This is a genomic window from Rahnella sp. R3(2024) (assembly GCF_042920125.1).
Classification (GTDB): domain Bacteria; phylum Pseudomonadota; class Gammaproteobacteria; order Enterobacterales; family Enterobacteriaceae; genus Rahnella; species Rahnella rivi.
In genome coordinates this window covers 1-26,310 of the sequence record NZ_JBHGBU010000002.1, presented here as the reverse complement: position 1 = coordinate 26,310, position 26,310 = coordinate 1, and the positions used below count along the sequence as shown (strand labels likewise).

General features: G+C 60.7%; 9 protein-coding genes. 5 read left to right on the top strand and 4 right to left on the bottom strand.

From position 1 onward, the window contains the following. Window positions 1-5: 5 nt before the first annotated feature. The 3 genes from ABSH60_RS20605 to ABSH60_RS20595 all read left to right on the top strand — a co-directional run bounded on the left by ABSH60_RS20605 (window position 6) and on the right by ABSH60_RS20595 (window position 21,524). The gene (locus ABSH60_RS20605) at window positions 6-18,002 is read left to right on the top strand and encodes an Ig-like domain-containing protein (RefSeq protein WP_390975876.1); all 17,997 of its coding nucleotides are present in this window, start codon (window positions 6-8) and stop codon (window positions 18,000-18,002) included. A gap of 112 nt (window positions 18,003-18,114) precedes the next feature. Next, entirely contained in the window at window positions 18,115-20,352 is a 2,238-nt protein-coding gene (locus ABSH60_RS20600) for a type I secretion system permease/ATPase (protein ID WP_390975874.1), read from the top strand. Beyond that, window positions 20,349-21,524, top strand: coding sequence for an HlyD family type I secretion periplasmic adaptor subunit (locus tag ABSH60_RS20595; protein ID WP_390975872.1), 1,176 nt, complete (start codon window positions 20,349-20,351; stop codon window positions 21,522-21,524). Before ABSH60_RS20600 ends, ABSH60_RS20595 begins: the two co-directional genes overlap by 4 nt. A gap of 76 nt (window positions 21,525-21,600) precedes the next feature. On the opposite strand, the gene ABSH60_RS20590 is transcribed toward ABSH60_RS20595, so the two are convergent. Continuing rightward, entirely contained in the window at window positions 21,601-21,918 is a 318-nt protein-coding gene (locus ABSH60_RS20590; protein WP_056772628.1) for an RcnB family protein, read from the bottom strand. A 274-nt stretch (window positions 21,919-22,192) separates the two neighbouring features. Between ABSH60_RS20590 and ABSH60_RS20585 the strand changes: the two genes are divergently transcribed. Next, window positions 22,193-23,101 carry an SDR family oxidoreductase gene (locus ABSH60_RS20585; RefSeq protein ID WP_122096597.1) on the top strand — a complete coding sequence of 303 codons (909 nt, stop codon included), beginning with the start codon at window positions 22,193-22,195 and terminating at the stop codon, window positions 23,099-23,101. A 66-nt stretch (window positions 23,102-23,167) separates the two neighbouring features. Here the strand turns inward: ABSH60_RS20585 and ABSH60_RS20580 are convergent, their stop codons facing one another. Next, the gene (locus tag ABSH60_RS20580; RefSeq protein ID WP_390975869.1) at window positions 23,168-24,028 is read right to left on the bottom strand and encodes an oxidoreductase; all 861 of its coding nucleotides are present in this window, start codon (window positions 24,026-24,028) and stop codon (window positions 23,168-23,170) included. 94 nt (window positions 24,029-24,122) lie between these two features. On the opposite strand from ABSH60_RS20580, the gene ABSH60_RS20575 reads away from it, so the two are divergent. Further along, entirely contained in the window at window positions 24,123-25,037 is a 915-nt protein-coding gene (locus ABSH60_RS20575; protein ID WP_390975867.1) for a LysR substrate-binding domain-containing protein, read from the top strand. A gap of 23 nt (window positions 25,038-25,060) precedes the next feature. On the opposite strand, the gene ABSH60_RS20570 is transcribed toward ABSH60_RS20575, so the two are convergent. Both ABSH60_RS20570 and ABSH60_RS20565 read right to left on the bottom strand, forming a co-directional pair. After that, window positions 25,061-25,465, bottom strand: coding sequence for a VOC family protein (locus ABSH60_RS20570; RefSeq protein ID WP_056772611.1), 405 nt, complete (start codon window positions 25,463-25,465; stop codon window positions 25,061-25,063). A 16-nt stretch (window positions 25,466-25,481) separates the two neighbouring features. Further along, window positions 25,482-26,225 (bottom strand): SDR family NAD(P)-dependent oxidoreductase, encoded by a 744-nt coding sequence (locus ABSH60_RS20565; RefSeq protein ID WP_056772608.1) that lies wholly within the window; start codon window positions 26,223-26,225, stop codon window positions 25,482-25,484. Window positions 26,226-26,310: the final 85 nt, after the last annotated feature.

Sequence of the window (26,310 nt, the reverse complement as noted above, 5' to 3'; positions counted from 1 at the left end):
ATATCATGAGCAAAACCATGGATATTATCTCTCGTAAAACGTCATTGAAAAATGTTTTCACCGCAGAAGGAAATACATCCGTCGCGATGAATGAATCCGGTGTGGTCGTTATTCATGACGCAGTGAAAAATGTCGCCAGCTATGAACGCAGCGGCAATGATCTGATTATTCATATGCAGGATGGTTCGGTTATTCGCTGTGTAGGATATTTCGAGAATATAGGTGATAAAGACGAGAATAAACTGGTCTTTCAGGATGAAAATCAGCAGATGACCGAGGTGAATTTCACCGACGCCACTGCCCCTCATGATACGCCGGTATTTACCCTCACCGCGGTGGAAACCCCGCTGGCGGACATGAGCAGCCTAATGCTCAGCACGGCAGAAGTGACCGTGGAATGGCCGTACCTGCTGGCCGGCGTGCTGGGCGCGGGCGCGGCGGGCGCGTTGCTGGGTCACAGCGGCGGCACCGACGAAAAAACCAAAGTCATCGATAACACCAAAGATGTCGAAGTGGCACAGCCGACGTTCCTCGTGACCGACACGCAGGGCGACAGCCAGGGCATTCTGGCGAATCAGGCGGTGACCGACGACACGCGTCCGACCTTCACCGGCACCGGGTATCCGGGGGCGGATATCGCCATTGTGGATGCCAGCGGTAACATCATCGCCACCACCGTGGTTGACGCAAACGGGCAGTGGACGGCACAACTGGCTGCGCAGTCTGCCGGTTCGCATACCTACATGGTGGTACAGGAAAGCAACGGTTCCACCACCAGCGCAGGCTCCATCACCCTGACCATTGTCACGGCCAAAGCCTCCCTGAGCATCGACACCATGGCGGGCGATAACGTGCTCAACGCTGCCGAAGCAGGCAGCGACGTGACGCTTTCCGGTAAAAGCGAAAACCTGGCGGCGGGCACCGCGGTGACCGTTTCCCTCAACGGTTCAAGCTGGCAGACCACCGTGGGTGCAGACGGCTCCTGGTCCGTGCAGGTGCCGGCGGCAGACGCGCAGGCTCTGGCTGACGGTGTTCACACCGTGCAGGTCAGCGGCGTGGATCGCGCCGGTAACAACATCACCTCCACCTCAACGCTGACGGTGGATACGCACCCTCCGTCGCTGACCATCGGCACGCTGGCGGGCGATGACATTCTTAATGCGGCGGAAGCGGGCAGCGACCTGATCCTCAGCGGCACCTCGGATGCCGGTGCCGGTCAGACCGTCACTCTCAACCTGAACGGCCAGACCTACACCACGACCGTTGGCGCAGACGGCAACTGGTCCGTGAGCGTTCCGGCCGCGCAGGCAGGCGCACTGGCGAACGGCAACGTCACCCTCAGCGCCAGCGTCAGCGATGCGGCGGGTAACAGCACTTCCACCACGCATGATTTCCGCGTAGACACCACCGTGCCGGTCGTCACCATCGATACCATCGCCGGTGACAACATCCTCAACAGCACGGAGCAAATGCAGGCGCACATCGTCAGCGGCACCAGCACCGGCGGGGAAGCGGGCGACACCGTCACGCTGGTCATCAACGGCCAGACCTACACCACAACGCTGGCGGCGGATGGCTCATGGAGCATCGGTTTACCGGCGTCCGTGTTCAGTTCACTGGCGGACGGCAGCCACGATGTCAGCGTCAGCATCACCGACAAAGCAGGCAATACCGGCAGCCAGACCTCGACCCTCGTACTGTCTTCCGATTTGCCGGAACTGACCATTGATACCGTCGCGATTGAAAACGTGATCAACGCCGAAGCCAAAGGCGCAGCGCTGGCCGTCACCGGCACCAGCAGCAGCCCGGATGGCACCTCCGTCACCCTGACGCTCAACGGTGTGGATTACACCACCCGCGTCAGCGGCGGCCAATGGTCAGTCAGCATTCCGGCGTCCGATGTGGCGAAACTCGGTGAAGCCCATTACACCCTGACCGTCGTCAGCACCGACGCGGCCGGCAACACCGGTAGCGCATCGCATCAGGTGCAGGTGGATTCCGTGCTGCCGCAGGTCACGGTGAACGTCACCGCAGGCGATGACATCATCAACGCCACAGAAATCACCGCTGACCAGATCCTCAGCGGGAAAGTCACCCATGCGGCGGCGGGCGATACCGTGCTCGTCACCTTGGGCGGCCACACTTATCAGACCACCGTCGCAGACGACCTGAGCTGGAGCGTCAGCGTGCCAGCGGCAGACTGGCAGGCGCTTGGCGACGGAAATCTTACCGTCAGCGCGTCAGTGACCAACCAGCACGGCAACACCGGCAACGGCGAGCGCGAAATCATCATCGACGCCAGTCTGCCGGGCTTGCGCATAGATACCGTTGCGGGCGATGACATCGTCAACAGCATCGAAATTCAGCAAAACCAGATCATCAGCGGCACCAGCACCGGCATTGCCGAAGGCAGTACGGTGATCGTGACGGTCAACGGCGTGGAGTATCGGGCGAATGTGAGCGCCAGCGGCAGCTGGTCAGCGGCCATTCCGGCGGCAGACGTGGCGAACTGGCCTGCGGGCGAGCTGAACATCAGCGTGACCGGCTCCAGCACGTCGGGCAACAGCGTCAGCATTGCCAACAACATCACCGTTGATCTCAGCAGCGTGGCGATTGCCATCGACACCATCGCGCTGGACAACATCCTCAATGCCGCGGAAAAAGCGGCAGATGTCACGCTGAGCGGCACCACGCAAAATGTCGAAGCCGGTCAGCAGGTGACGGTGAATTTCGCGGGCGGCACCTATCAGACGACGGTGCAGGCGGACGGCAGCTGGAGCGTCACCGTTGCGGCGGCGGACATCAGAAATCTGAAAGATGGCGACACTAACGTGAGCGTCAGCGTGACCAACGTCGCGGGCAATAACGCCAGCGCGGCGCAGGAACTGACGGTAGACACCGCCGCGCCAACGCTGAGCCTTAACGTGACCGCCGGTGACAACGTACTGAACAGAGCCGAAGCGGGCGCAGACGTGGTAGTGAGCGGCACGACAAACGCCGAAGCCGGTCAGCAGGTGACGATTACCCTTAACGGCAAAACCTACACCGCGGAAGTCGCGGCAGACGGCACCTGGCGCACCACGGTGCCGGCGGCAGACGCGGGGGCGATCACAGACGGCACTTACACCGTCAGCGCCAGCGTCAGCGACATTGCCGGTAATACCACCGACGCGACTGGCTCGCTGCTGGTGGACGTGACCGCGCCAACCCTGACCATCAACACCGTGGCCGCCGACGACGTGATCAACGCGCAGGAGCATCAGCAAAACCTGATGATCACCGGCGGCAGCACCGGCGTGCCTGCGGGCGGGCTGGTGACGGTTGAGATCGACGGCCACAGCTACACCGCCGCGGTGGATGCGTCGGGCAACTGGAGCGTCGGCGTTCCGGCCTCAGTGGTCAGCACCCTGAACGATACCGGCTACACCATTACTGCCAGCGCGAAAGACGCGGCAGGCAATCCGGGTTCCGTCACGCACGGCGTGACGGTAGATACCGTTTCTCCGGTACTGACCATCAACACCGTGGCATCCGACGACGTGATCAACGCCATTGAAAAAGGCGAAGCCCTCACCGTCAGCGGCGCCAGCGACGGCGCGGACGGTTCAACCGTTACCCTGACTCTCAACGGCAAAGCGTACAGCACCCAGGTCAGCGGCGGCGTCTGGACGCTGGACGTTCCTGCGGGCGACGTGGCAAACCTCGGCGAAGCGAACTATACCCTCAGCGCCTCCAGCACTGACGCGGCGGGCAACACCGGCAGCGCCACGCACAACGTGCTGGTGGACAGCTCGCTGCCATCCATGATCATCAATGCGGTGGCGGGTGACGATGTGATCAACGCCGCCGAAGCAGCGGCGGATCAGACCCTGAGCGGCCGCGTCACCAATGCGGCAGAGGGTGACACTGTCACCATCACGCTCGGCGGCAAAACGTATGAAGCTAAAGTGCAGGCCGATCTGAGCTGGAGCGTCAGCGTGCCATCGGCTGACCTGCAAGGGTTCGGCGACGGCGACCTGACCGTCAGCGCCAGCGTGACCAACCAGCACGGCAACACCGGCAACGGTGAGCGCGATATCGCCATCGACGCCAACCTGCCGGGCCTGCGTCTGGATACCGTGGCCGGTGACGACATCGTCAACAGCATCGAAATCCAGCAAAACCAGATCATCAGCGGCACCAGCACCGATCTCGAACCGAACAGCACTGTGACGGTGACCGTGAACGGCGTGGATTACTCCGCAAGCGTACAGGCCAACGGCAGCTGGTCGGCGGCAATCCCTGCTGCGGACGTGGCGAACTGGCCTGCGGGCCCGCTTGCCATCACCGTCAGCGGCGCGGACGCTTCCGGCAATCCGGTGAGCATTACGCAAAACATCATCGTTGATCTGAGCAGCGTGGCGATCACCGTCGATACCATCGCGGTAGACGACATCATCAACGCTGGGGAAAAAGCGGCAGACCTGACGCTGAACGGCACGACGCAAAACGTCGAAGCCGGTCGCGACGTGACCGTTAACTTTGCCGGTCACATTTACACGGCCAAAGTGGCCGACGACGGCAGCTGGAGCGTCACCGTTCCGGCAACGGACATGGCCGCGCTGAAAGACGGCGACGCCACGGCCACCGCCAGCGTGACCAACGCGGCAGGTAACAGCGCCAGCGCGGCGAATACCGCAGAAGTGGATGCTTCCGCGCCAACGCTGACCATCGACACCCTCGCCGGTGACAACGTACTGAACAGCGCCGAAGCGGGCGCAGACGTGGTAGTGAGCGGGACGACCAACGCCGAAGCCGGTCAGCAGGTGACCGTGACACTTAACGGTAAAACCTACACCGCGGAAGTCGCGGCAGACGGCACCTGGAACACCACGGTACCGGCGGCAGACGCAGGCGCCATCACTGACGGCACTTACACCGTCAGCGCCAGCGTCAGCGATATCGCCGGTAACACCACCGGCGCGACGGGCTCGCTGCTGGTGGACGTGACCGCGCCAACGCTGACCATTAACACCGTGGCAGCCGACGACGTGATCAACGCGCAGGAGCATCAGCAAAACCTGATGATCACCGGCGGCAGCACCGGCGTGCCTGCGGGCGGGCTGGTCACGGTTGAAATTGACGGCCACAGCTACACCGCCGCGGTGGATGCGTCGGGCAACTGGAGCGTCGGCGTTCCGGCCTCTGTCGTCAGCACCCTGAACGATACCGGCTACACCATTACCGCCAGCGCGCAAGACGCGGCGGGCAATCCGGGTTCCGTCACGCACGATGTGACGGTAGATACCGCTGCGCCGGTACTGACCATCAACACCGTGGCCTCTGACGACGTGATCAACGCCATTGAAAAAGGCGAAGCCCTCACCGTCAGCGGCACCAGCGACGGCGCGGACGGCTCAACCGTCACCCTGACTCTCAACGGCAAAGAGTACAGCACCCAGGTCAGCGGCGGCGTCTGGACGCTCGACGTTCCGGCAACTGATGTCGCAAACCTTGGCGAAGCAAACTACACGCTGAACGCCTCCAGCACCGACGCGGCGGGCAACACCGGCGGCACCACGCACAACGTGCTGGTCGATACCTCGCTGCCATCCGTGATCATCAATGCGGTGGCGGGCGACGATATCATCAACGCCGCCGAAGCAGCGGCAGACCAGACCCTGAGCGGCCGCGTCACCAACGCGGCAGAGGGTGACACTGTCACTATCACGCTCGGCGGCAAAACGTATGAAGCTAAAGTCCAGGCAGATCTGAGCTGGAGCGTCAGCGTGCCATCGGCTGACCTGCAAGGGTTCGGCGACGGCGACCTGACCGTCAGCGCCAGCGTGACCAACCAGCACGGCAACGCCGGCAACGGTGAGCGCGATATCGCCATCGACGCCAACCTGCCGGGCCTGCGTCTGGATACCGTGGCCGGTGACGACATCGTCAACAGCATCGAAATTACCCAAAACCAGATCATCAGCGGCACCAGCACCGATCTCGAACCGAACAGCACTGTGACGGTGACCGTGAACGGCGTGGATTATTCCGCCAGCGTGAAGGCTAACGGCAACTGGTCGGCGGCCATTCCGGCAGCGGACGTGGCGAACTGGCCTGCGGGCCCGCTGGCGATCACCGTCAGCGGCGCGGACGCCTCCGGCAACCCGGTGAGCATCACGCAAAACATCACCGTTGATCTGAGCAGCGTGGCGATCACCGTCGATACCATCGCGGTGGACGACATTATCAACGCGGCGGAAAAAGCGGCAGACCTGACCCTGAGCGGCACAACGCAAAACGTTGAGGCCGGTCGCGACGTGACCGTTAACTTTGCCGGTCACATTTACACGGCCAAAGTGGCAGACGACGGCAGCTGGAGTGTGAACGTTCCGGCGGCAGACATGGCGGCGCTGAAAGATGGCGACGCCACGGCGACCGTCAGCGTGACCAACGCGGCGGGCAACAGCGCCAGTGCGGCGAATACCGCTGAAGTGGATGCTTCCGTGCCGGTGGTGACCATTAATACCGTCACCAGCAGCGACGTGCTGACCGCGGTTTCGGGCAATGCAGACGTCACGCTGACCGGCACCAGCACCGCTGAAACCGGGCAGACCGTCACCATTACGCTCGGCGGCAATACCTATCTTGCGCAGGTTGCCGCAGACGGCACCTGGACTACCACCGTACCGGGCACTGTGTTCTCCGGCCTGGGCGATGGCAGCTACACCATGAATGCCTCGGTCAGCGATATCGCGGGCAACCCGGCATCGGCAACAGGCACCGCGCAGGTAGATCTCACCGCGCCGGTCGTGACCATCAACACCGTCGCGGGCGATAACGTCATTAACAGCAGCGAACATGCACAGGCGCAGGTGATCAGCGGCACCGTCTCCGGCGTGGAGGCAGGCAGCGTTGTCATCGTCACCGTCAATAACGTCGATTACCGTACGGTCAGCGACGCCAGCGGCAACTGGAGCGTCGGCGTTGCGGCGGACGTGATCAGCGGCCTGAACGACGGCAGCTACACCATCACCGCACAGGCGACGGACGTGGCCGGGAACACGGGTTCTGCAAACCGCGATGTGACCGTCGAAACGACCGCGCCGGTGTTTACCATCAATGACATGGCCGGTGGCGACAACATCCTTAATGCCACCGAAGCGCTCACCACCCTGACCATCACCGGTACGGTGACCGGTCTGGCGGATGGCACCCAGGTTATCGTCACGCTTAACGGTCTGGACTATCAGGGCACCGTCACCAACGGCGCATGGAGTGCGGACGTTCCGGCCAGCGATCTGGCGAACCTCGGACAGGCGTTGTATCAGGTGAGCGTGCGTGGCACCGACGAGTACGGCAACAGCGGTTCAGTCAGCAAAGGCCTGCAAACCTCTTCTGACAGCCCGGCCGTGACCATCAACGTGGTGGCCGGTGATGACGTGATCAACGCCAGCGAAGTGACCGCCGATCAGGTGATCAGCGGCAGCGTGCTCCATGCGGAAGCGGGGCAACAGGTGGTGGTCACCGTGGGCGGCAAGACGTATCACGCCGAGGTACAAAATGACCTGACCTGGAGCCTGACCGTTCCGGCGGCCGATCTCGCCGCAATGGGCGACGGCGCGCTGACGGTTTCCGCAACGGTGACCAATCTCAGCGGCAACACCGGTTCCGGTGAGCGTGATATTGCCATCGACGCGGCGATCCCCGGTTTACGCATTGATACCATTGCCGGTGACGACATCGTCAACAGCATTGAAATTACCCAAAACCAGATCATCAGCGGCACCAGCACCGGCATTGCCGAAGGCAGCACGGTGATCGTGACGGTCAACGGCGTGGAGTATCGGGCGAATGTGAGCGCCAGCGGCAGCTGGTCAGCGGCCGTTCCGGCGGCAGACGTGGCAAACTGGCCTGCGGGCGCACTGACGGTTTCCGTCAGCGGCACCAGCTCAGCCGGAAACAATGTCACCATTTCTGACAACATCACGGTGGATCTGACCGGTGTGGCGATCGCCATCGACACCGTCACCACCGACAACATCATCAACGCGGCGGAAAAAGCGGCAGATCTGACCCTGAACGGCACAACGCAAAACGTTGAAGCCGGTCAGAATGTCACGGTGATTTTCGCCGGTCATACCTACACCGCCAAAGTGGCCGACGACGGCAGCTGGAGCGTGACCGTTCCGGCGGCAGACATGGCGGCGCTGAAAGACGGCGACGCTACCGTTTCCGTGAGCGTCACCAATCTGGCAGGCAACAGCGCCAGCGCGGCGAATACTGTGGAAGTAGACACCGCCGCGCCAACGCTGAGCCTTAACGTGATCGCCGGTGACAACGTGCTCAACAGCGCCGAAGCGGGCGCCGACGTGGTGGTGAGCGGCACGACAAACGCGGAAGCCGGTCAGCAGGTGACCGTGACGCTTAACGGCAAAACCTACACCGCCGACGTGGCGGCAGACGGCACCTGGCGCACCACGGTGCCAGCGGCGGACGCGGGGGCGATCACCGACGGTACTTACACCGTCAGCGCCAGCGTCAGCGATATCGCTGGTAACACCACCGGCGCAACCGGCTCGCTGCTGGTGGACGTCACTGCACCAACCCTGACTATCAATACCGTGGCCGCCGACGACGTGATCAACGCGCAGGAGCATCAGCAAAACCTGATGATCACCGGCGGCAGCACCGGCGTGCCTGCGGGCGGGCTGGTGACGGTTGAGATCGACGGCCAAAGCTACACCGCCGCGGTGGATGCGTCGGGCAACTGGAGCATCGGCGTTCCGGCGTCCGTCGTCAGCACCCTGAACGATACCGGCTACACCATCACTGCCAGCGCGAAAGACGCGGCGGGTAATCCGGGCTCCGTCACGCACGATGTCACGGTGGATACCGCTGCACCGGCGCTGACCATCAACACCGTCGCCTCTGACGACGTGATCAACGCCATCGAAAAAGGCGAAGCGCTGACCGTCAGCGGCACCAGCGACGGTGCGGACGGCTCAACCGTCACCCTGACTCTCAACGGCAAAGAGTACAGCACCCAGGTCAGCGGCGGCGTCTGGACGCTCGACGTTCCGGCAACTGATGTCGCAAACCTCGGCGAAGCGAACTACACGCTGAACGCCTCCAGCACCGACGCGGCGGGCAACACCGGCAGCACCACGCACAACGTGCTGGTGGACAGCTCGCTGCCATCCGTCACTATCAATGCGGTGGCGGGCGACGACGTGATCAACGCCGCCGAAGCGGCGGCGGATCAGACCCTCAGCGGCCGCTCCACCAACGCGGCAGAGGGTGACACTGTCACTATCACGCTCGGCGGCAAGACCTACGAAGCCAAAGTCCAGGCCGATCTGAGCTGGAGCGTCAGCGTGCCATCGGCTGACCTGAAAGGGTTCGGCGACGGCGACCTGACCGTCAGCGCCAGCGTGACCAACCAGCACGGCAACACCGGCTCGAATGAGCGTGATATCGCCATCGACGCCAACCTGCCGGGCCTGCGTCTGGATACCGTGGCCGGTGACGACATCGTCAACAGCATCGAAATTACCCAAAACCAGATCATCAGCGGCACCAGCACCGATCTCGAACCGAACAGCACTGTGACGGTGACCGTGAACGGCGTGGATTATTCAGCCAGCGTGAAGGCCAACGGCAGCTGGTCGGCGGCAATTCCTGCTGCGGACGTGGCGAACTGGCCTGCGGGCCCGCTGGCGATCACCGTCAGCGGCGCGGACGCCTCAGGTAACCCGGTGAGCATCACCCAAAACATCACCGTTGATCTGAGCAGCGTGGCGATCACCGTTGATACCATCGCGGTGGACGACATCATCAACGCCGCGGAGAAAGCGGCAGACCTGACGCTGAGCGGCACCACGCAAAACGTCGAGGCCGGTCGCGACGTGACCGTTAACTTTGCCGGTCACATTTACACGGCCAAAGTGGCCGACGACGGCAGCTGGAGTGTGAACGTTCCGGCGGCAGACATGGCGGCGCTGAAAGACGGCGACGCCACGGCCACCGTCAGCGTGACCAACGCGGCGGGCAACAGTGCGAGCGCGGCGAATACCGCAGAAGTGGATGCTTCCGCGCCAACGCTGACCATCGACACCCTCGCCGGTGACAACGTGCTCAACAGCGCGGAAGCGGGTGCAGACGTGGTGCTGAGCGGCATGACAAACGCCGAAGCCGGTCAGCAGGTGACGGTGACACTTAACGGTAAAACCTACACCGCCGACGTCGCGGCAGACGGCACCTGGCGCACCACGGTACCGGCGGCAGACGCGGGGGCGATCACCGACGGCACTTACACCGTCAGCGCCAGCGTCAGCGATATCGCCGGTAACACCACCGGCGCAACTGGCTCGCTGCTGGTGGACGTTACTGCGCCGGTGGTGACCATCAACACTATCGCCGGTGACGATGTCATTAACCTCAGCGAACATGCTCAGGCGCAGGTGATCAGCGGCGGCAGCACCGGCACGGTCAGCGGTAACACCGTGACAGTGGTGATTGACGGCAACACCTACACCACCGTGGTGGACGCCAGCGGCAACTGGAGCGTCGGCGTACCGGCCAGCGTGATCAGCGGGATTTCTGACGGCACTTACACCGTCAGCGTCAGCATCACCGACAGCGCAGGCAACACCGGTTCTCAGACGCATGATGTCACCGTCGACACCGGCCTGCCGGGCCTGAGCATTGATGCGATTTCGCAGGACAACGTGCTGAATGCCATTGAAAAAGGTGAAGACCTGACGATTTCCGGCACCGGCACCAACCTGAGCGAAGGCACGCAGGTTACCGTGACGCTGAACGGCGTGACCTATACCGCGCAGATTGCGGCGGGCGTCTGGAGCCTGACGGTTCCGGCCAGCGCACTGGCGGCACTGGGCGAAGCGAACTACAGCGTGACCGCCAGCGCCAACAGCGATATCGGCAACAACATCACCGAAAGCGCTAACCTGCTGGTCGATACCTCGCTGCCATCCGTGATCATCAATGCGGTGGCGGGCGACGACGTGATCAACGCTGCCGAAGCGGCGGCAGACCAGACCCTGAGCGGCCGCGTCACCAACGCGGCAGAGGGCGACACAGTCACCATCACGCTCGGCGGCAAGACCTATGAAGCCAAAGTGCAGGCCGATCTGAGCTGGAGCGTCAGCGTGCCATCGGCTGACCTGCAAGGGTTCGGCGACGGCGACCTGACCGTCAGCGCCAGCGTGACCAACCAGCACGGCAACACCGGTAACGGTGAGCGCGAAATCGCCATCGACGCCAACCTGCCGGGCCTGCGTCTGGATACCGTGGCCGGTGACGACATCGTCAACAGCATCGAAGTCCAGCAAAACCAGATCATCAGCGGCACCAGCACCGATCTCGAACCGAACAGCACTGTGACGGTGACCGTGAACGGTGTGGAATATTCCGCAAGCGTACAGGCCAACGGCAGCTGGTCGGCGGCAATCCCTGCTGCTGACGTGGCGAACTGGCCTGCGGGCGAGCTTGCCATCACCGTCAGCGGCGCGGATGCCTCCGGTAACCCGGTGAGCATCACGCAAAACATCACCGTTGATCTGAGCAGCGTGGCGATCACCGTCGATACCATCGCTGTGGACGACATCATCAACGCGGCGGAAAAGGCGGCAGATCTGACCCTGAGCGGCAAGACGCAAAACGTTGAAGCCGGTCGCGACGTGACCGTCAACTTTGCCGGTCATACCTACACCGCCAAAGTGGGCGACGACGGCAGCTGGAGCGTGAACGTTCCGGCAGCGGACATGGTTGCGCTGAAAGACGGCGACGCCACGGCGACCGTCAGCGTGACCAACGCGGCGGGCAACAGTGCGAGCGCGGCGAATACCGCAGAAGTGGATGCTTCCGCGCCAACGCTGACCATCAACACCCTCGCCGGTGACAACGTACTGAACAGCGCGGAAGCGGGCGCAGACGTGGTAGTGAGCGGGACGACAAATGCGGAAGCCGGTCAGCAGGTGACGATTACCCTTAACGGTAAAACCTACACCGCCGACGTCGCGGCAGACGGCACCTGGAACACCACGGTACCGGCGGCAGATGCGGGCGCGATCACAGACGGCACTTACACCGTCAGCGCCAGCGTCAGCGATATCGCCGGTAACAGCACCCGCACCGACAGCGCCCTGCTGGTGGATGTCACTGCGCCGGTGGTCACCGTCAACACCGTCGCCGGTGACGATGTGCTGAACACCGCAGAACATGCGCAGGCGCAGGTGATCACCGGTGGCAGCACCGGGACGCAGGCGGGCAATCTGGTGACGCTGGTGATTGACGGCAACACCTACACCACCGTGGTGGATGCCAGCGGCAACTGGAGCGTCGGCGTACCGGCGAGCGTGATCAGCGCGCTGGCCTCCGGCGAAACGACCTTCACGGTGAGCATCACCGACAGCGCGGGCAATACCGGCAGCACCGGCCATCTGATCACCGTCAATACCGATGCGGTCAGCCTGAGCATCGATGCGATTGCGCAGGATGACATCATCAATGCGGCGGAGCACGGCAACAGCCTGACGCTTTCCGGCAGCAGTGAAAAACTGATTTCCGGCACAGAAGTCGCCGTTGTGCTGAACGGCAAAACCTACACCGCACAGGTGGATGTCAACGGTGACTGGACGCTGAGCGTTCCGGCGACCGATGTCGCCAGCCTGACGGACGGTAACTACACCGTGACCGCCAGCGCCCGGGATGCGGCGGGTAATCCGGCCAGCGCCAGCCATGACGTGCTGGTGGATACCACCGCACCGGCGCTGTTGATCAACCCGATCACCGCCGACGGCATGCTGAACGCGGCGGAGCTGGAGCAGCCATTAACCCTGAGCGGCACCTCCACGGCGCAGGCCGGTCAGACGGTGAGCGTGACGCTCAACAGTGTCACCTATACCACGCGGGTTAACGCCGACGGCACCTGGTCGGTGCAGGTTCCGCAGGACGACGTGGCAGCCTTGCAGGATGGCACCCTGACGGTCAACGCCAGCACCACGGACGTGGCGGGCAACCCGGCCTCGGCGAGCGCATCAGTGATTGTCGATACCCTTGCGCCGACGCTGACCATCAGCACCATTGCCGGTGATGACATCATCAACACCACCGAGCAGCAGGCGGGTCAGACCATCAGCGGCACCACGTCGGCAGAAGCCGGTCAGACGGTCACCGTGACCTTCAACAACCGCGAATACCACGGCACCGTCACCGCAGAAGGGACGTGGAGCGTGAATGTGCCTGCGGCAGATTTCAACGGTGTGGCCGACGGCAGTTATACCGTCAGCGCGTCCGTGACGGATGTGGCGGGCAACCCGGCAGCGGCGGATTCTTCTGTCAGCCTCAGCGGTGTGGTGCCTGAAGTCACCATCAACACCTTCGCGCAGGACGACGTGATAAGCGCGGCGGAACACGCCGGGCCGCTGGCGATTACCGGCACCTCAACGGCACCGGCAGGTTCCATCGTGACGGTGACGCTGAACGGCCAGAGCTACACCACGCAGGTCGGCAACGACCAGAACTGGACGCTGAATCTCAGCGCCAATGCGGTGAACGCGCTGGCGGATGGTGAGAATTACACCATCACCGCGTCGGTCACCAACAGCATCGGCAACGTCGGTGCGGCCAGTCACGACATTGCGGTAGACACCACCGCGCCATCGATGACCATTACCCTGGATTCGATCAGCGATGATACCGGCCGCAGCAACAGCGATTTCGTGACCAGCGACAACACCATCACGCTTAACGGCACGCTGTCTGCGGCATTGGGCAACAACGAATTCGCGCAAATCAGCCTGGATGGCGGGGTGACCTGGACTGACTTAACCGTGACCGGCACGACCTGGCGCTATGCGCAGGGGAGCGCGCTGGCGGATGGCAGTTACACCTATAACGTGCGGGTGATTGATGCGGCAGGCAACGTCGGTTCTACGGCGTCGCAGACCGTGGTGATTGATACCCTGGCACCGGACGCCAGCCAGACCATCAGTATCGATGCGATTTCGCAGGATACCGGCCTGAGCAGCAGCGACTTTATCACCAGCGACACCACCATTAACCTGCGCGGCACGCTTGGCGCGGCGCTGGGGGCGGATGAGTATGCCCAAATCAGCCTCGACGGTGGCACTACCTGGCAAGACGTCAGCATCAGCGGCCTGACCTGGACCTACATCGATGGCCGTACGCTGACCGACGGGGATTACAACTACCAGATGCGCGTGGTCGATCTGGCCGGTAACGTCGGCGCGACCGCCAGCCAGGTGGTCACGATCGATACCACGGCACCGGACAGCAGCAAAACCGTCAGTATTGATGCAATAAGTCCGGATACCGGTCTGAGCAGCACCGACTTTGTGACCAGCAGCACCGCGCTGACCGTCACCGGTAAGCTCGGCGCGGCGCTGGCTGCCGACGAGTTCGTGCAGGTCAGTCTCGATGGCGGTGTGACCTGGTCGAACGCGACCACCATCGGCACCGGCTGGACATTTGTGGATGGCCGCACGCTGACGGACGGTGATTACACCTATAACGTCCGCGTGGTGGACACGGCGGGTAACGTCGGCAGCGTGACCTCAAAAGTGGTTACCGTTGATACCGTTGCGCCGGACAGCACTAAAACCGTGACCATCGACAGCATCAGCACGGACACCGGTATTTCAGACAGCGACTTCGTGACCAGCGATACCTCGCTGACGGTCACCGGTTCGATTGGCGCGGAACTTGGCGCAGGCGAAGTGGTGCAAATCAGTGTTGATAACGGCGCGACCTGGACCACCGTGACGCTGCAGGGCAGCACCTGGCGCTACGTGGATGGCCGCACGCTGACCGACGGCCAGACGCTGTATCAGGTTCGCGTGGTGGATCAGGCCGGTAACGTCGGCCAGACCGCGCAGCAGGTGGTGACCATTGACACCACCGCGCCGACGCAACTCATCACCATTGGCGCGATCAGCACTGACACCGGCGATTCGGCCAGTGACTTTATTACCAGCGACAATACCCTGACGTTCACCGGAAGGCTGAGCGCGACGCTGGCGACCGACGAAAGGGCGCAAATCAGCCTCGACGGCGGCAACACCTGGACGGATGTGATCGTTAACGGCCAGTCATGGAGCTATGACGCCACCGGCACCGTGCTGACCGACGGCAATCATAACGTGCAGGTCCGGGTTATCGATCAGGCAGGCAACATCGGCACGATCGGCAGTCAAACCGTGGTCATCGACACGCTGAACCCGGAAGCGGTCGCGACCATCGTTCAGTATTCGGATGATGAAGGCGACCGTCAGGGATCCTTCGGTTCAGGCACTTACACCGATGAAACCGCACCGACGCTGAGCGGCACGCTGAGCAAGGCGCTGGCCGATGGCGAAGTGCTGAAAATCTACCGCAACGGCGTGTTTGTTGGCGTCGCGACGGTGGTTGGTCTGGCCTGGACCTTCTCGGATTCGGCGCTGGCTGACGGCACCTATGTTTACGTCGCGACTTCGCAGGATCTGGCGGGGAACACCACGTCATCCACCGATTTTACATTGACCGTGGATACGTCAATTCCGACCACCATTGCCACCGTGACAGCGGAATCTACGCAGGACACCACGCCGATCATCAGCGGGACCTTGTCCGAAGCGCTGGGCGAAGGCATGTATGTGCAGGTGGTGGTCAACGGCGTGACCTACACGTCGGAAGCTGGCGGTGCCGTGGTCGTCGATCCGCTCAACAATACCTGGTATTTGCAGGTGCCGGGCGCTCTGGGGCTGGCAAGTTATGACGTGACCGCGCAGGTAAGAAGCAGCGCCGGTAACGGTAACGATGCGGGCATCAGCACCAGCGCGATCATCGTGTATGCCGAAACCGCCGTGGACACCAGCTGGGCCACTACCGCAGGGGCAACAACCACCAACGCGATGGCGTTCAGCGTGAACGCTAACGGTTTGTGGAACATTGTCACCGGTATCTCCGATTACACCAGTACCGACCTGAACAGTTATACCGGCACCACGCTGACCAACTCCCGCGGCAACATTGTGGTGAGTTATACGCTGGCGGATACCGACCGTAACGGCACGTCAGACATTTATGCGACGGAAACCAACTACGGCGGCAGCATCCAGGGTAAATGGACGGCGAACCCGGACGGCACTTACACCTACGGCCAGCAGGCTGTCGGCACGCTGATCTGGTACGGCGGCGTGATTGCTTACGACAAAACTGGCGATGGCTGGGTGGATCTGGCCTACGGCGATGCGGGCGGCGACTCCCGTACGTATCTGGTCAATAACAACGGCGTACTTTCCGCGGACGGTACCAACGGCGCGGCAGGGCTGGCGGGGGTGACATACCGTGAAATCTCCGGCGTGGATATCAACAACGACGGTACCGTGGACATCGTTCAGCACACCAACCGCAACGGCGCGTATGCGCTGACGGTGGTGAGCAACAACGGAACCGGCACGCTGACAGAAACCCAAAATATCGCCAACGTCTTTGTGCCGAATGCGGCCAACACCACCACGGCGGCGTCGATGACATGGGCGGACTTCAACGGCGACGGCCTGATGGATTTGTACATTTCCTCCGGTCTGAATCCGAACGGCACGTACAACTATGGCGGCGCGATTTATTACAACAGCGGGCAGGGCACCCTGCTGACCACGCCAACGGCGGTGGGCGCGGCGACGACCAATGCGGCGTCAGCCGGGTATCTCTCTGCCGCCGTGGACTGGGACGGTGACGGTGATATGGACATCATCAAGTTCAGCACCTATTCCGGCAGCCAGACCGCCACGCTGTTTATGAATGACGGCACCGGTAACAACTGGAGCAGCAGCACGCTGGCCACCGCACTGGTCAACGTCACGGGGATTGCCACCCTCGATTACGACTGGAACGGAACACAGGATCTGCTGGTGTCGCAGGCTAACGGCAAAGTGGTGTACATCGCCAACAACAGCACCATTGCCGACGGCACGGCGATCCACCTGCGCATTCTCGACGGCGAAGGGATGAACGTGTTCTACGGCAATACCGTTCAGCTGTACAACTCAGCCGGTGAACTGGTGGCCTCGCAGATCATCAACGCCCAGTCAGGTATCGGGATTAACGACGCCTCGGCGCTGGTGAACTTCTACGGGCTGGATCCGAATGAAACCTATTCGGCGGTGCTGGTGCGCAACATCAACGGTGTGTCGTCCAATGCCACCTGGACTGACCTGACCGCAGGCGATGGCACCAGCAGCTACTCGGTAACGGCGGATGCCGCCACCGGCGGACAAAGCGGCACCCTTACCGGCACCGGCTACAACGATACGTTTATCGCGGAAAGCGGCACCTATATCTACAACGGTTCCGGCGGCTGGAGCACCACGTCAGACCATGCGACATGGAGCGCCACCGGGGGTCAGGACATCGTCGATTACCGCAATGCCACCAGCGGAGTCACCGTGGATCTGAGCAACACCAATGCCCAGAACACCGGATTCAACACGTCAACCTTCAAAGATATCGAAGGCATTGCCGGGTCGAACTTTGACGATGTGTTCACCGGCAGCGCGGGCGATAACGTGTTCGAAGGGCGCGGCGGCAACGACACCTTCAACCTGGGCAACGGCGGGCACGACACGCTGCTGTACAAGTTGCTCGACAGTGCTGACGCCACCGGCGGTAACGGTGCCGATACCATCAACGGCTTTACGGTCGGCACATGGGAAGGTACGGCGAACACCGATCGTCTTGATCTGAGCGATCTGTTGCAGTCGAGCGGTTACACCGGTACGGCAGATGCCAGCTACGTGAACGGCGTCGCCACTCTGGGCGCTGGCGTCGGCAATCTGGCGGAGTACCTGAGCGTCAGCACTGAAGGCAACGACACCGTCATTAAGGTCGATCTGGATGGCAGCGGCACAGCGCAGTCGATGACCACCATCGCCACGCTGACCAACGTTCACACCGATCTGGCGACGCTGCTGGCGAACCATCAGTTAGTGGTTGGCTAACGGCAACCGGAAAGCGGCGGGGCAGAGGGATGATCCTCTGCTCCGCTTCTCCCGCTCAATATTCATGTTCTGGAATGAACGTGAAGGAACAATGAATTAGGGAACAATGCAGATGAATAAAGAGATCATGTCAGAGAAAAGCAGTACCGCACCGGAGGCCGTGGCGTTCGATGGCCGCGCCGCGCAGGCGGAGAAACAAAAGGGGTATAGCGCGTGGCTGAGCGCCATGCTGGATGTCGCCCGCCACTATCGTCTGGATTATTCAGAAGAGCATGTGAAAGCCACGCTCGCCTGGGAGATGGGCGCACCGCAAGACAACGTGCTTGATGAGATGGCGCACAAACTCGGGCTGGCGCGCGTGACCCGCTCATTCCATCCTGCCGATCTGGACCCGATGTCCGTGCCGTTTATTTTGACGCTGGACAATGGCCGTCTGGGCGTGGTGACGCATCTGGACGCCAGCGGCCAGTGCGCCGTGCAGTTTACCGAGGATCAGGGGCTGGAAACCACGCTCACCCCTGAACAGCTTTTATCGCGGGTGCAGAGCATCACTCTGCTGCGCCCTTTGCAGGCCCTGCCGGATGCGCGCGTTGATAACTACATCAAGCCGTACAAAAAGAACTGGTTCTGGGATCTGGCCCTTAAAGACTGGCGTCGCTACGGCGACATTATGGTGGCGGCGATGATCGCCAACGTGCTGGCGCTGGCCGGTATGTTGTTTTCCATGCAGGTGTACGACCGCGTAGTGCCCTCGCAGTCGGTGCCGACGCTGTGGGTGTTATTCGGCGGCGTGATGATCGCCATTGTGTTTGAATTCGTGATGCGCATGGTGCGCGTCCATATTTCTGACGTGGTGGGGAAACGCGCCGATCTGCGCATTTCCGACCGCGTTTTTGGCCGCGCGCTGCGCATTAAAAACGGCGCCCGCTCCAAATCCACCGGTTCTTTTATTTCGCAAATCCGCGAGCTGGAATCGGTGCGTGAACTGATCACCTCGACCACCATCAGCGTGATTTCTGACCTGCCTTTCTTCCTGTTATTCACGGTCATTCTGTGGATGATTGGCGGCCCGCTGGTGTTTGTGGTGCTGCTGGCGATCCCGCTTTTGCTGATCCCAGGGTTACTGATCCAGAAACCGCTGGCGAAACTGGCGAACGAAGGCATGCGCGAATCCGCAGTGCGAAACGCCTCACTGGTGGAAGCGGTGGAATCGCTGGAAGACATCAAACTGATGCGCGCTGAACAGCGCTTTCAGAATCAGTGGAACCACTGCAACGAAGTCTCCGCCGACATCAGTATGCGTCAGCGTTTTCTCACCAGCCTGCTGATGACCTGGACGCAGGAAGTGCAGTCGATTGTTTACGCCATCGTGCTGCTGGTGGGCTGTTATCTGGTGATGAACGGCGACATGACCACCGGTGCGCTGGTGGGAACCACCATCCTCGCCTCCCGCACTATCGCGCCGCTGGCGCAGATCTCCGGCGTGCTCTCCCGCTGGCAGCAGGCCAAGGTGGCGCGTAAAGGGCTGGATGAACTGATGCAGCGGCCTGTCGATCAGGAAGACGGGCAGAAAATGGTGCATAAGGCGCAGATCGCCGGTGAATACCAGGTGCACGATGCGGTGTTCTATTACGACGAAGAAGAGAAAGTGGCCAATCTGGCGCTGAACAACCTGCACATCAGGCCGGGCGAGAAGATCGCCGTGCTGGGTAAAAACGGTGCCGGTAAATCGACGCTGTTGCAGGTGCTGGCCGGTATGCAGCAGGTGCAACAGGGGCAGGTGGTGCTGGATAACGTCAACATCAAACAGATCGATCCGGCGGATTTACGCCGTGACGTGGCGCTGCACAATCAGCACGCCAGACTGTTTTTCGGCTCGGTGCGCGACAACATCACCATGGGCAGACCGCAGGCCACGGACGACGAAATCCATCAGGCGCTGGTGTTAAGCGGGGCGTTGACCTTTGTGCAGCAAAAAGAGAATGGCCTGAATTTCCTGATCCACGAAGGCGGCGTTGGCCTCTCCGGCGGCCAGCGTCAGGCGCTGTTATTAGCGCGTCACATCATCATGCAGCCGCAGGTGTTGCTGCTTGATGAACCGAGCGCGTGGCTGGATGAAATCTCCGAGGCGAATCTGATCACTCACCTGGCCGCCTGGGGTAAAGGCAAAACGCTGGTGGTCGCCACCCACCGTCTGGCGCTATTGCAGCTGGTGGACAGGATTATCGTGATGGACAACGGACGCATCACGCTCGACGGCAGCAAAGACGAGATCCTCAGTAAACATTTCAGACCGAAAGGGCAGCCAGCCCAGGCCGCGAAAGCCGTCAATAAGGAGATGACATCATGAATGGAAACCAACGCCATCACCGGCCACTGAGTGAAAAAACGTTGCCGCGTTCGACCCTGCTGGTATGGAGCCTGGCGCTGATGCTGTTGTGCTTCACGCTGTGGGCGAATTTCTACACGCTCGACGAAGTCACCACCGGCACCGGCAAAGTCATCCCTTCGGCGCACGAACAGATCGTGCAATCGCTGGAAGGCGGTATCGTTCACAGTATTGACGTGCGCGAAGGCGAAGTGGTGGAGCGCGGCCAGCGTCTGGCGCAGCTCGACCGCACCAAAACCGAGTCCGGCGTGCAGGAAAGCCAGTCACGCCTGCACGCCGCGCTGGCGACGGCGGCACGCCTGACCGCTCAGATCAACGGCACACCGCTGACCTTTCCGGCCGATCTTGACGATGAACCGGAGCTGGTGAAATCCGAAACTGAACTCTACAACTCCAGCCGTAACAGCCTGGAGAAGCAGCTTTCCGGCCTGAAGCAGGGCGTGGCGCTGATCCGCCGCGAGCTGAGCATGACCGTGCCGCTGGTGAAACAGGGCGCGGCCAGCGACGTGGAAGTGCTGCGTCTGCAACGTCAGATCAACGAAATGGAAAGCAAAGCCACCGATCTGGAAACCCAGTATCACGTGCGTGCGGGCGAGGAGCTGGCGAAAGCCAATGCGGAAATCGAAACCCAGCGCTCGGTGGTTTTAGGCCGTAAAGATTCCCTGAACCGTCTGGAGTTTTTCTCCCCGGTAAAAGGCATTGTGAAGAATATTGACGTCAACACCGTCGGCGGCGTGATCCCGCCGAATGGCAAACTGATGACGCTGGTGCCGATTGACGATCAGATGCTGGTGGAGGCACAAATTTCACCGCGCGACGTGGCGTTTATTCACCCCGGCCAGAAAGCCAAAGTGAAAATCACCGCCTACGACTATTCGATTTACGGCAGTTTTGACGGAGAAGTGACCACGATTTCGCCCGACACTATTCAGGACGAGGTCCGCCGTGACGTCTATTATTACCGCGTGAACATCAAGACCAACGCCAATTATCTGGAAAATAAGCATCATGAAAAGTTTTATATTTTCCCCGGCATGATCGCGACAGTGGATATCAAAACCGGCAACAAAAGCATTCTTGATTATCTGCTGAAACCGCTGAACAAAATGAACGAAGCCATGCGTGAGCGTTAAGCCTGACGGCGGCATGACACAGAAAAGGGCGCGTTACCTGAGGTAGCGCGCCCTTTTTGCATAACCGGCAATCGTATTACTGGAAGTAGATATCGCCGGATTCGGCTTTGAGAATTTTGCCGTCGGTGTCGGTGATCATCGCGTAATTGCCCGCGATGTAGGTCCAGTGGCTGCCTGCGTCAGGGGCGGGCAGGTGGCGCTGTTGCCAGTCAACAATTTCATAAGGCTTGGTGCGGTATAAACCGGGCACGGTGTCGCCCAGTTTGTATTCGGTCGAGTCATCAAAGAACGATTTGATCTCATGGGAAGGGGTCGCCGCAGACGCAGTGTGCGACAGCGTCATCACGGAGGAGAAAACCAGAGCTGACAACATCATCATTTTTGAGTAACGCATAATATATCCCGTTAAAAACTATCAATATAACGTCCGTCGTCAGTCCTTTGTCGTCGCAACGAAGCCTGTACTTTCAGTCTGGTCAGGATAATAACGAGAAACAGGCCGTAAGGCGGGGCGAATAATTGTGTCGAAATGCAAATGAGTGAAAGGGTTTCCCCTGCGGCGGGCAAGGGCTGCCTCAGACTCAGAAATATCCTTAATGACACATGGGCTGGCATATCTGTTCTACCTTTAGGGTTCCTTCATTCGTTTTTATACAAGGAGCCTGTGTATGAACAACAACAAAACGATCCCCGTTTCCCTTAACGATCCGCATGTGGACACTTTCCCAAAACCGCCGTTTGAACAGCAAAAGCAGCCGTTCCCCGGTCTGGTCAGCAAGATGATCCCGGTGCCCGATCACGGTGAAACCTCTTATAAAGGCAGTTCACGTCTGAAGGGGCGTAAAGCGCTGGTGACCGGCGGTGACTCGGGTATCGGCAGGGCGGTGGCGATAGCCTTTGCCCGTGAAGGGGCCGATGTCGCGATAAACTATCTGCCCGATGAAGAGCCGGATGCGCAAGATGTGGTGGCGTTGCTGCGCAAGGAAGGGGTGAAAATCGTCACGATTCCGGGCGATATCCGTGAGGAAAAATTCTGTCAGACGCTGGTGAAAGAGGCGGCTGAGCAGCTTGGCGGGCTTGATCTGCTGGTCAACAATGCGGGGCGTCAGCAGTTCTGCAATTCGATCAAAGACCTGACCACCGAAGCTTTTGACGCCACGTTCAAAACGAACGTCTATGCCATGTTTTGGATCACCAAAGCCGCGCTGGACTATATGCCGCGTGGCAGCGCAATCATCAATACGTCTTCGGTTCAGGCATTTTTACCGAGCGATAATCTGCTCGATTATTCGCAGACCAAAGCGTCGATTGTCGCCTTCACCAAAGGTCTGGCGAAGCAACTGGCCGCAGACGGTATTCGCGTTAATGCCGTTGCACCCGGCCCGTACTGGACCGTTCTGCAAACCTCCGGCGGCCAGCCGCAGGAAAAGGTCGAGAAATTTGGTGAGCAGTCACCGCTTGGCAGACCGGGGCAGCCCGCTGAGATTGCCGGCATGTACGTGGCGTTAGCCTCCAGCGAAAGCAGCTACACCTCCGGACAGGTGTGGTGTTCGGATGGCGGTACCGGCACGGTCTGACCGACATTTCCTCTCAGAAACAACAAAGGCGCCCTCAGCAGGCGCCTTTTTTTTGGCAAGGCAGGGTTAACGGCTCATCTCGTTGAGTTTCGCCATCACCTCATCCGACAAGGTCAGCCGCGCGCTGGCCAGGTTTTCCTGCAAATGCTGCGAAGATGAGGTGCCGGGGATCAGCAAGATATTAGGAGAACGCCTGAGTAACCATGCCAGCGCCACCTGCATCGGCGTCGCCTGTAATTCAGCGGCCACCTCATTAAGCTGTGTTGACTGCAAAGGCGAGAACCCCCCGAGCGGGAAGAACGGCACCCAGGCGATCCCCTGTTCAGCCAGCTCATCCACCAGCGCGTCGTCGTTGCGGTTGGCGAGATTGTACATGTTCTGCACGCAGGCGATCGGCGTGAGTTTGCGGGCATCGGCCACTTGTCTGGCAGTCACATTGCTCAGCCCGATGTGGCGGATCAGCCCCCGCTCTTTTAACGCCATCAGCGCCTCCAGCTGCGGTTCCAGCGAACCTTCCGCGGGCTTATACACGTCCAGCATACTGCGCAGGTTAACGACGTCCATTGTCTCAAGCCCCAGATTGCGCAGATTATCTTCCACCGCGCGGGTCAGCTCCGGTGCCGAAAACGCGGGTAACCAGCCCCCCTTTTCATCACGCCGCGCACCGACTTTGGTGACGATGCACAGGTCATCGGGATAAGGATGCAAAGCCTTTTTGATCAGCCGGTTGGTTTCATGCGGGCCGTAAAAGTCGCTGGTGTCGATGTGATTGACGCCCGATGCAACCGCGTCTTTCAACACCTGAATCGCCCGCGCTTCATCTTTTACCGGACCAAAAACACCGGGGCCTGCCAGTTGCATTGCGCCGTAACCTAAGCGTCCAACTTCACGGTCGCCGAGGCGATAAGTCATTGAGGGTTGTGACATGGGGGTTCTCCTGTGTGTGTTCATTTATTGTATCGGGCAACCGGCTGTGCAACTATCCGGTGAAATCAGGACAAACTGTACGAGGTTACGCACAATGCCAATGGACATCGCTCTGCTGCACGCCGTGGTGGAAGTGGCGAAAGCCGGGGGATTTCGGGAAGCGGCGCGGGTCACCGGCAGCAATGCCTCCCGGCTGAGTGATGCCGTGCGCCGTGCGGAACAGCAACTCGGCATCCGCCTGTTTCATCGCACCACGCGCACCGTCGTGCTGACCGAAGCAGGCCGGGCGCTGATGGAACGTCTGTTACCGGCCATGAATGAGGTCGATGCCGCGCTGGACGCCATCAATCGTTATCGCAACACGCCGGGCGGCACGCTGCGGCTGAACGTGCCGGTCAGCGCCACGCGCCTGATTCTTCCGGCGCTGGTGCCGGCGTTTTTACAACGTTATCCGGATATCCAGCTGGAGATCATCGCCGAAAGCAATGTGCAGGATGTGTTTCGCGACGGTTGCGATGCGGGTATCCGCTATGACGAATGTCTCGAACAGGACGTGGTGGCGATCCCCATCGGCCCGCGCCGTCAGCGTTTTGCCGCTGCTGCGTCTGCGGATTATCTCGATCGCCATGGCAGACCCGCACACCCGCGTGATCTGATGAAGCACGCCTGCCTGCGTGGCCGTTATGCCAGCGGCATCATGACTGCCTGGGAGTTTGAGCGGGAGGGGGAAAATCTCAGCGTACAGGTCAGCGGCCCGCTGGTGGTCAGCGTCGGCGGCGCGGTGGATCTGGCGGTGGATACCGCGAAAGCGGGCGGCGGCATTCTCTATCTGTTTGAAGACTGGCTGCAACCCGCCTTTGCCAGCGGTGAGCTGGAACCCATCTTACAGCCTTGGTGGCTGTCGTTTTCCGGGCCCTATCTTTACTACAACGATCGCCGTCTGATCCCTGCACCGTTGCGGGCATTTATCGATTTTGTGCAGGAGGAAAACCTCCGTTGTCAGCGCTGACCCCACGTCAGCGGTGCGTGCCTTCAGGGCAGGTCGTGCTGCCAGCTTTTGTAGACAAATTCCAGGGTATAGCCGTCAGGATCGACCACACCGGCGGCGTAATAGCGCGGATCGTAATAAAGACGTGCGCCCGGCGCGCCGTTATCCTTCGCCCCGGCGTTGATTGCGGCGGCGTACGCCTCATCCACCATGGCCTTACTGCTGGCGACAAAGCCGATATGCGAGGCATCGCCGGTGGCTTTTGCCTGCCGCAGCCAGAAAAATATCCGGCCATGTGCGCCAAAACCGGTGAGATCAGGGTGCCCCGGCGGCCCGTCTTTGCCGTCGTAATCGACCCGCGAGGTGATGCCAAGCGGTGCCAGCGCAGCGGTGTAAAACCTGACCGAACGGTCAACATCACGCACTGAAACAAAAATGTGATCGAGCATAGAATCTCCGTCAGTCTTAAATGTGGTAGCCACCGGCGACTTCAATGGACTGCGCATTGATCCAGCGGCTGTCATCCGAAATCAGCCCTGCGATCGCCTTTCCTACATCGTCCGGTTCGCCGACGCGGCCCAGTGCGGTTTGTGACGCCAGCAATGTTTCCAGCTCATCGTTGAGGCCACCGCCCAGCCCGGTCCGGATTGCGCCGGGCGAAACCGAATTTGCGCGAATGCGACGCGGGCCAAACTCTTTTGCCATATAACGCGTCAGTACCTCAAGCCCGCCTTTGAAGGCGGCATAAGGCGCAACGCCGGACGTCGTGACGCGGGTGGTGGCGCTGGTCACATTGACAATGTGGCCGCCATCAGTGAGCAACGGCAACAGTGTCTGCGTCAGGAAGAACGGGCCTTTCAGATGGACGTTAAACAGGTTGTCGAACTCATTTTCAGTCACGGTTTCAATCGGGTTAAACAGGCCGAAACCGGCGTTATTGATCAGCACATCAAAATCACGGCGTTGCCAGAAATCTTCCAGTACTTCAGCAAGTTGTGTACGAAAGGCAGCAAACGTCTGTGTACGGGAAACATCAAGCTGCATTGCCACCGCTTTGCCTCCGGCGGCGTCGATTTGCCTGACCACCTCGTCAGCCGCTTCCGGGTGGCGATGCCAGGTCAGTATCACGCCCATTCCTTTTGCTGCGCACTCAATTGCTGTACTTGCCCCGATGCCGGTGCTTCCGCCTGTGATAAGAATGACTTTCATGATGTTGACTCTCGTTGTGTGGGTGTGCAGTAAGACTAAAGAAAGGCACCGGCTGAGGCTTCTGCGTTCCTGCTCGATTCTTGCC

Excerpts from the sequence above, each read along its gene's own strand:
- ABSH60_RS20605 (WP_390975876.1), top strand. The coding sequence starts at position 6 with ATGAGCAAAACCATGGATATTATCTCTCGTAAAACGTCATTGAAAAAT.
- ABSH60_RS20600 (WP_390975874.1), top strand. The coding sequence starts at position 18,115 with ATGAATAAAGAGATCATGTCAGAGAAAAGCAGTACCGCACCGGAGGCC.
- ABSH60_RS20575 (WP_390975867.1), top strand. The coding sequence starts at position 24,123 with ATGCCAATGGACATCGCTCTGCTGCACGCCGTGGTGGAAGTGGCGAAA.
- ABSH60_RS20570 (WP_056772611.1), bottom strand. The coding sequence starts at position 25,465 with ATGCTCGATCACATTTTTGTTTCAGTGCGTGATGTTGACCGTTCGGTC.
- ABSH60_RS20565 (WP_056772608.1), bottom strand. The coding sequence starts at position 26,225 with ATGAAAGTCATTCTTATCACAGGCGGAAGCACCGGCATCGGGGCAAGT.
- ABSH60_RS20585 (WP_122096597.1), top strand. The coding sequence starts at position 22,193 with ATGAACAACAACAAAACGATCCCCGTTTCCCTTAACGATCCGCATGTG.
- ABSH60_RS20590 (WP_056772628.1), bottom strand. The coding sequence starts at position 21,918 with ATGCGTTACTCAAAAATGATGATGTTGTCAGCTCTGGTTTTCTCCTCC.
- ABSH60_RS20595 (WP_390975872.1), top strand. The coding sequence starts at position 20,349 with ATGAATGGAAACCAACGCCATCACCGGCCACTGAGTGAAAAAACGTTG.
- ABSH60_RS20580 (WP_390975869.1), bottom strand. The coding sequence starts at position 24,028 with ATGTCACAACCCTCAATGACTTATCGCCTCGGCGACCGTGAAGTTGGA.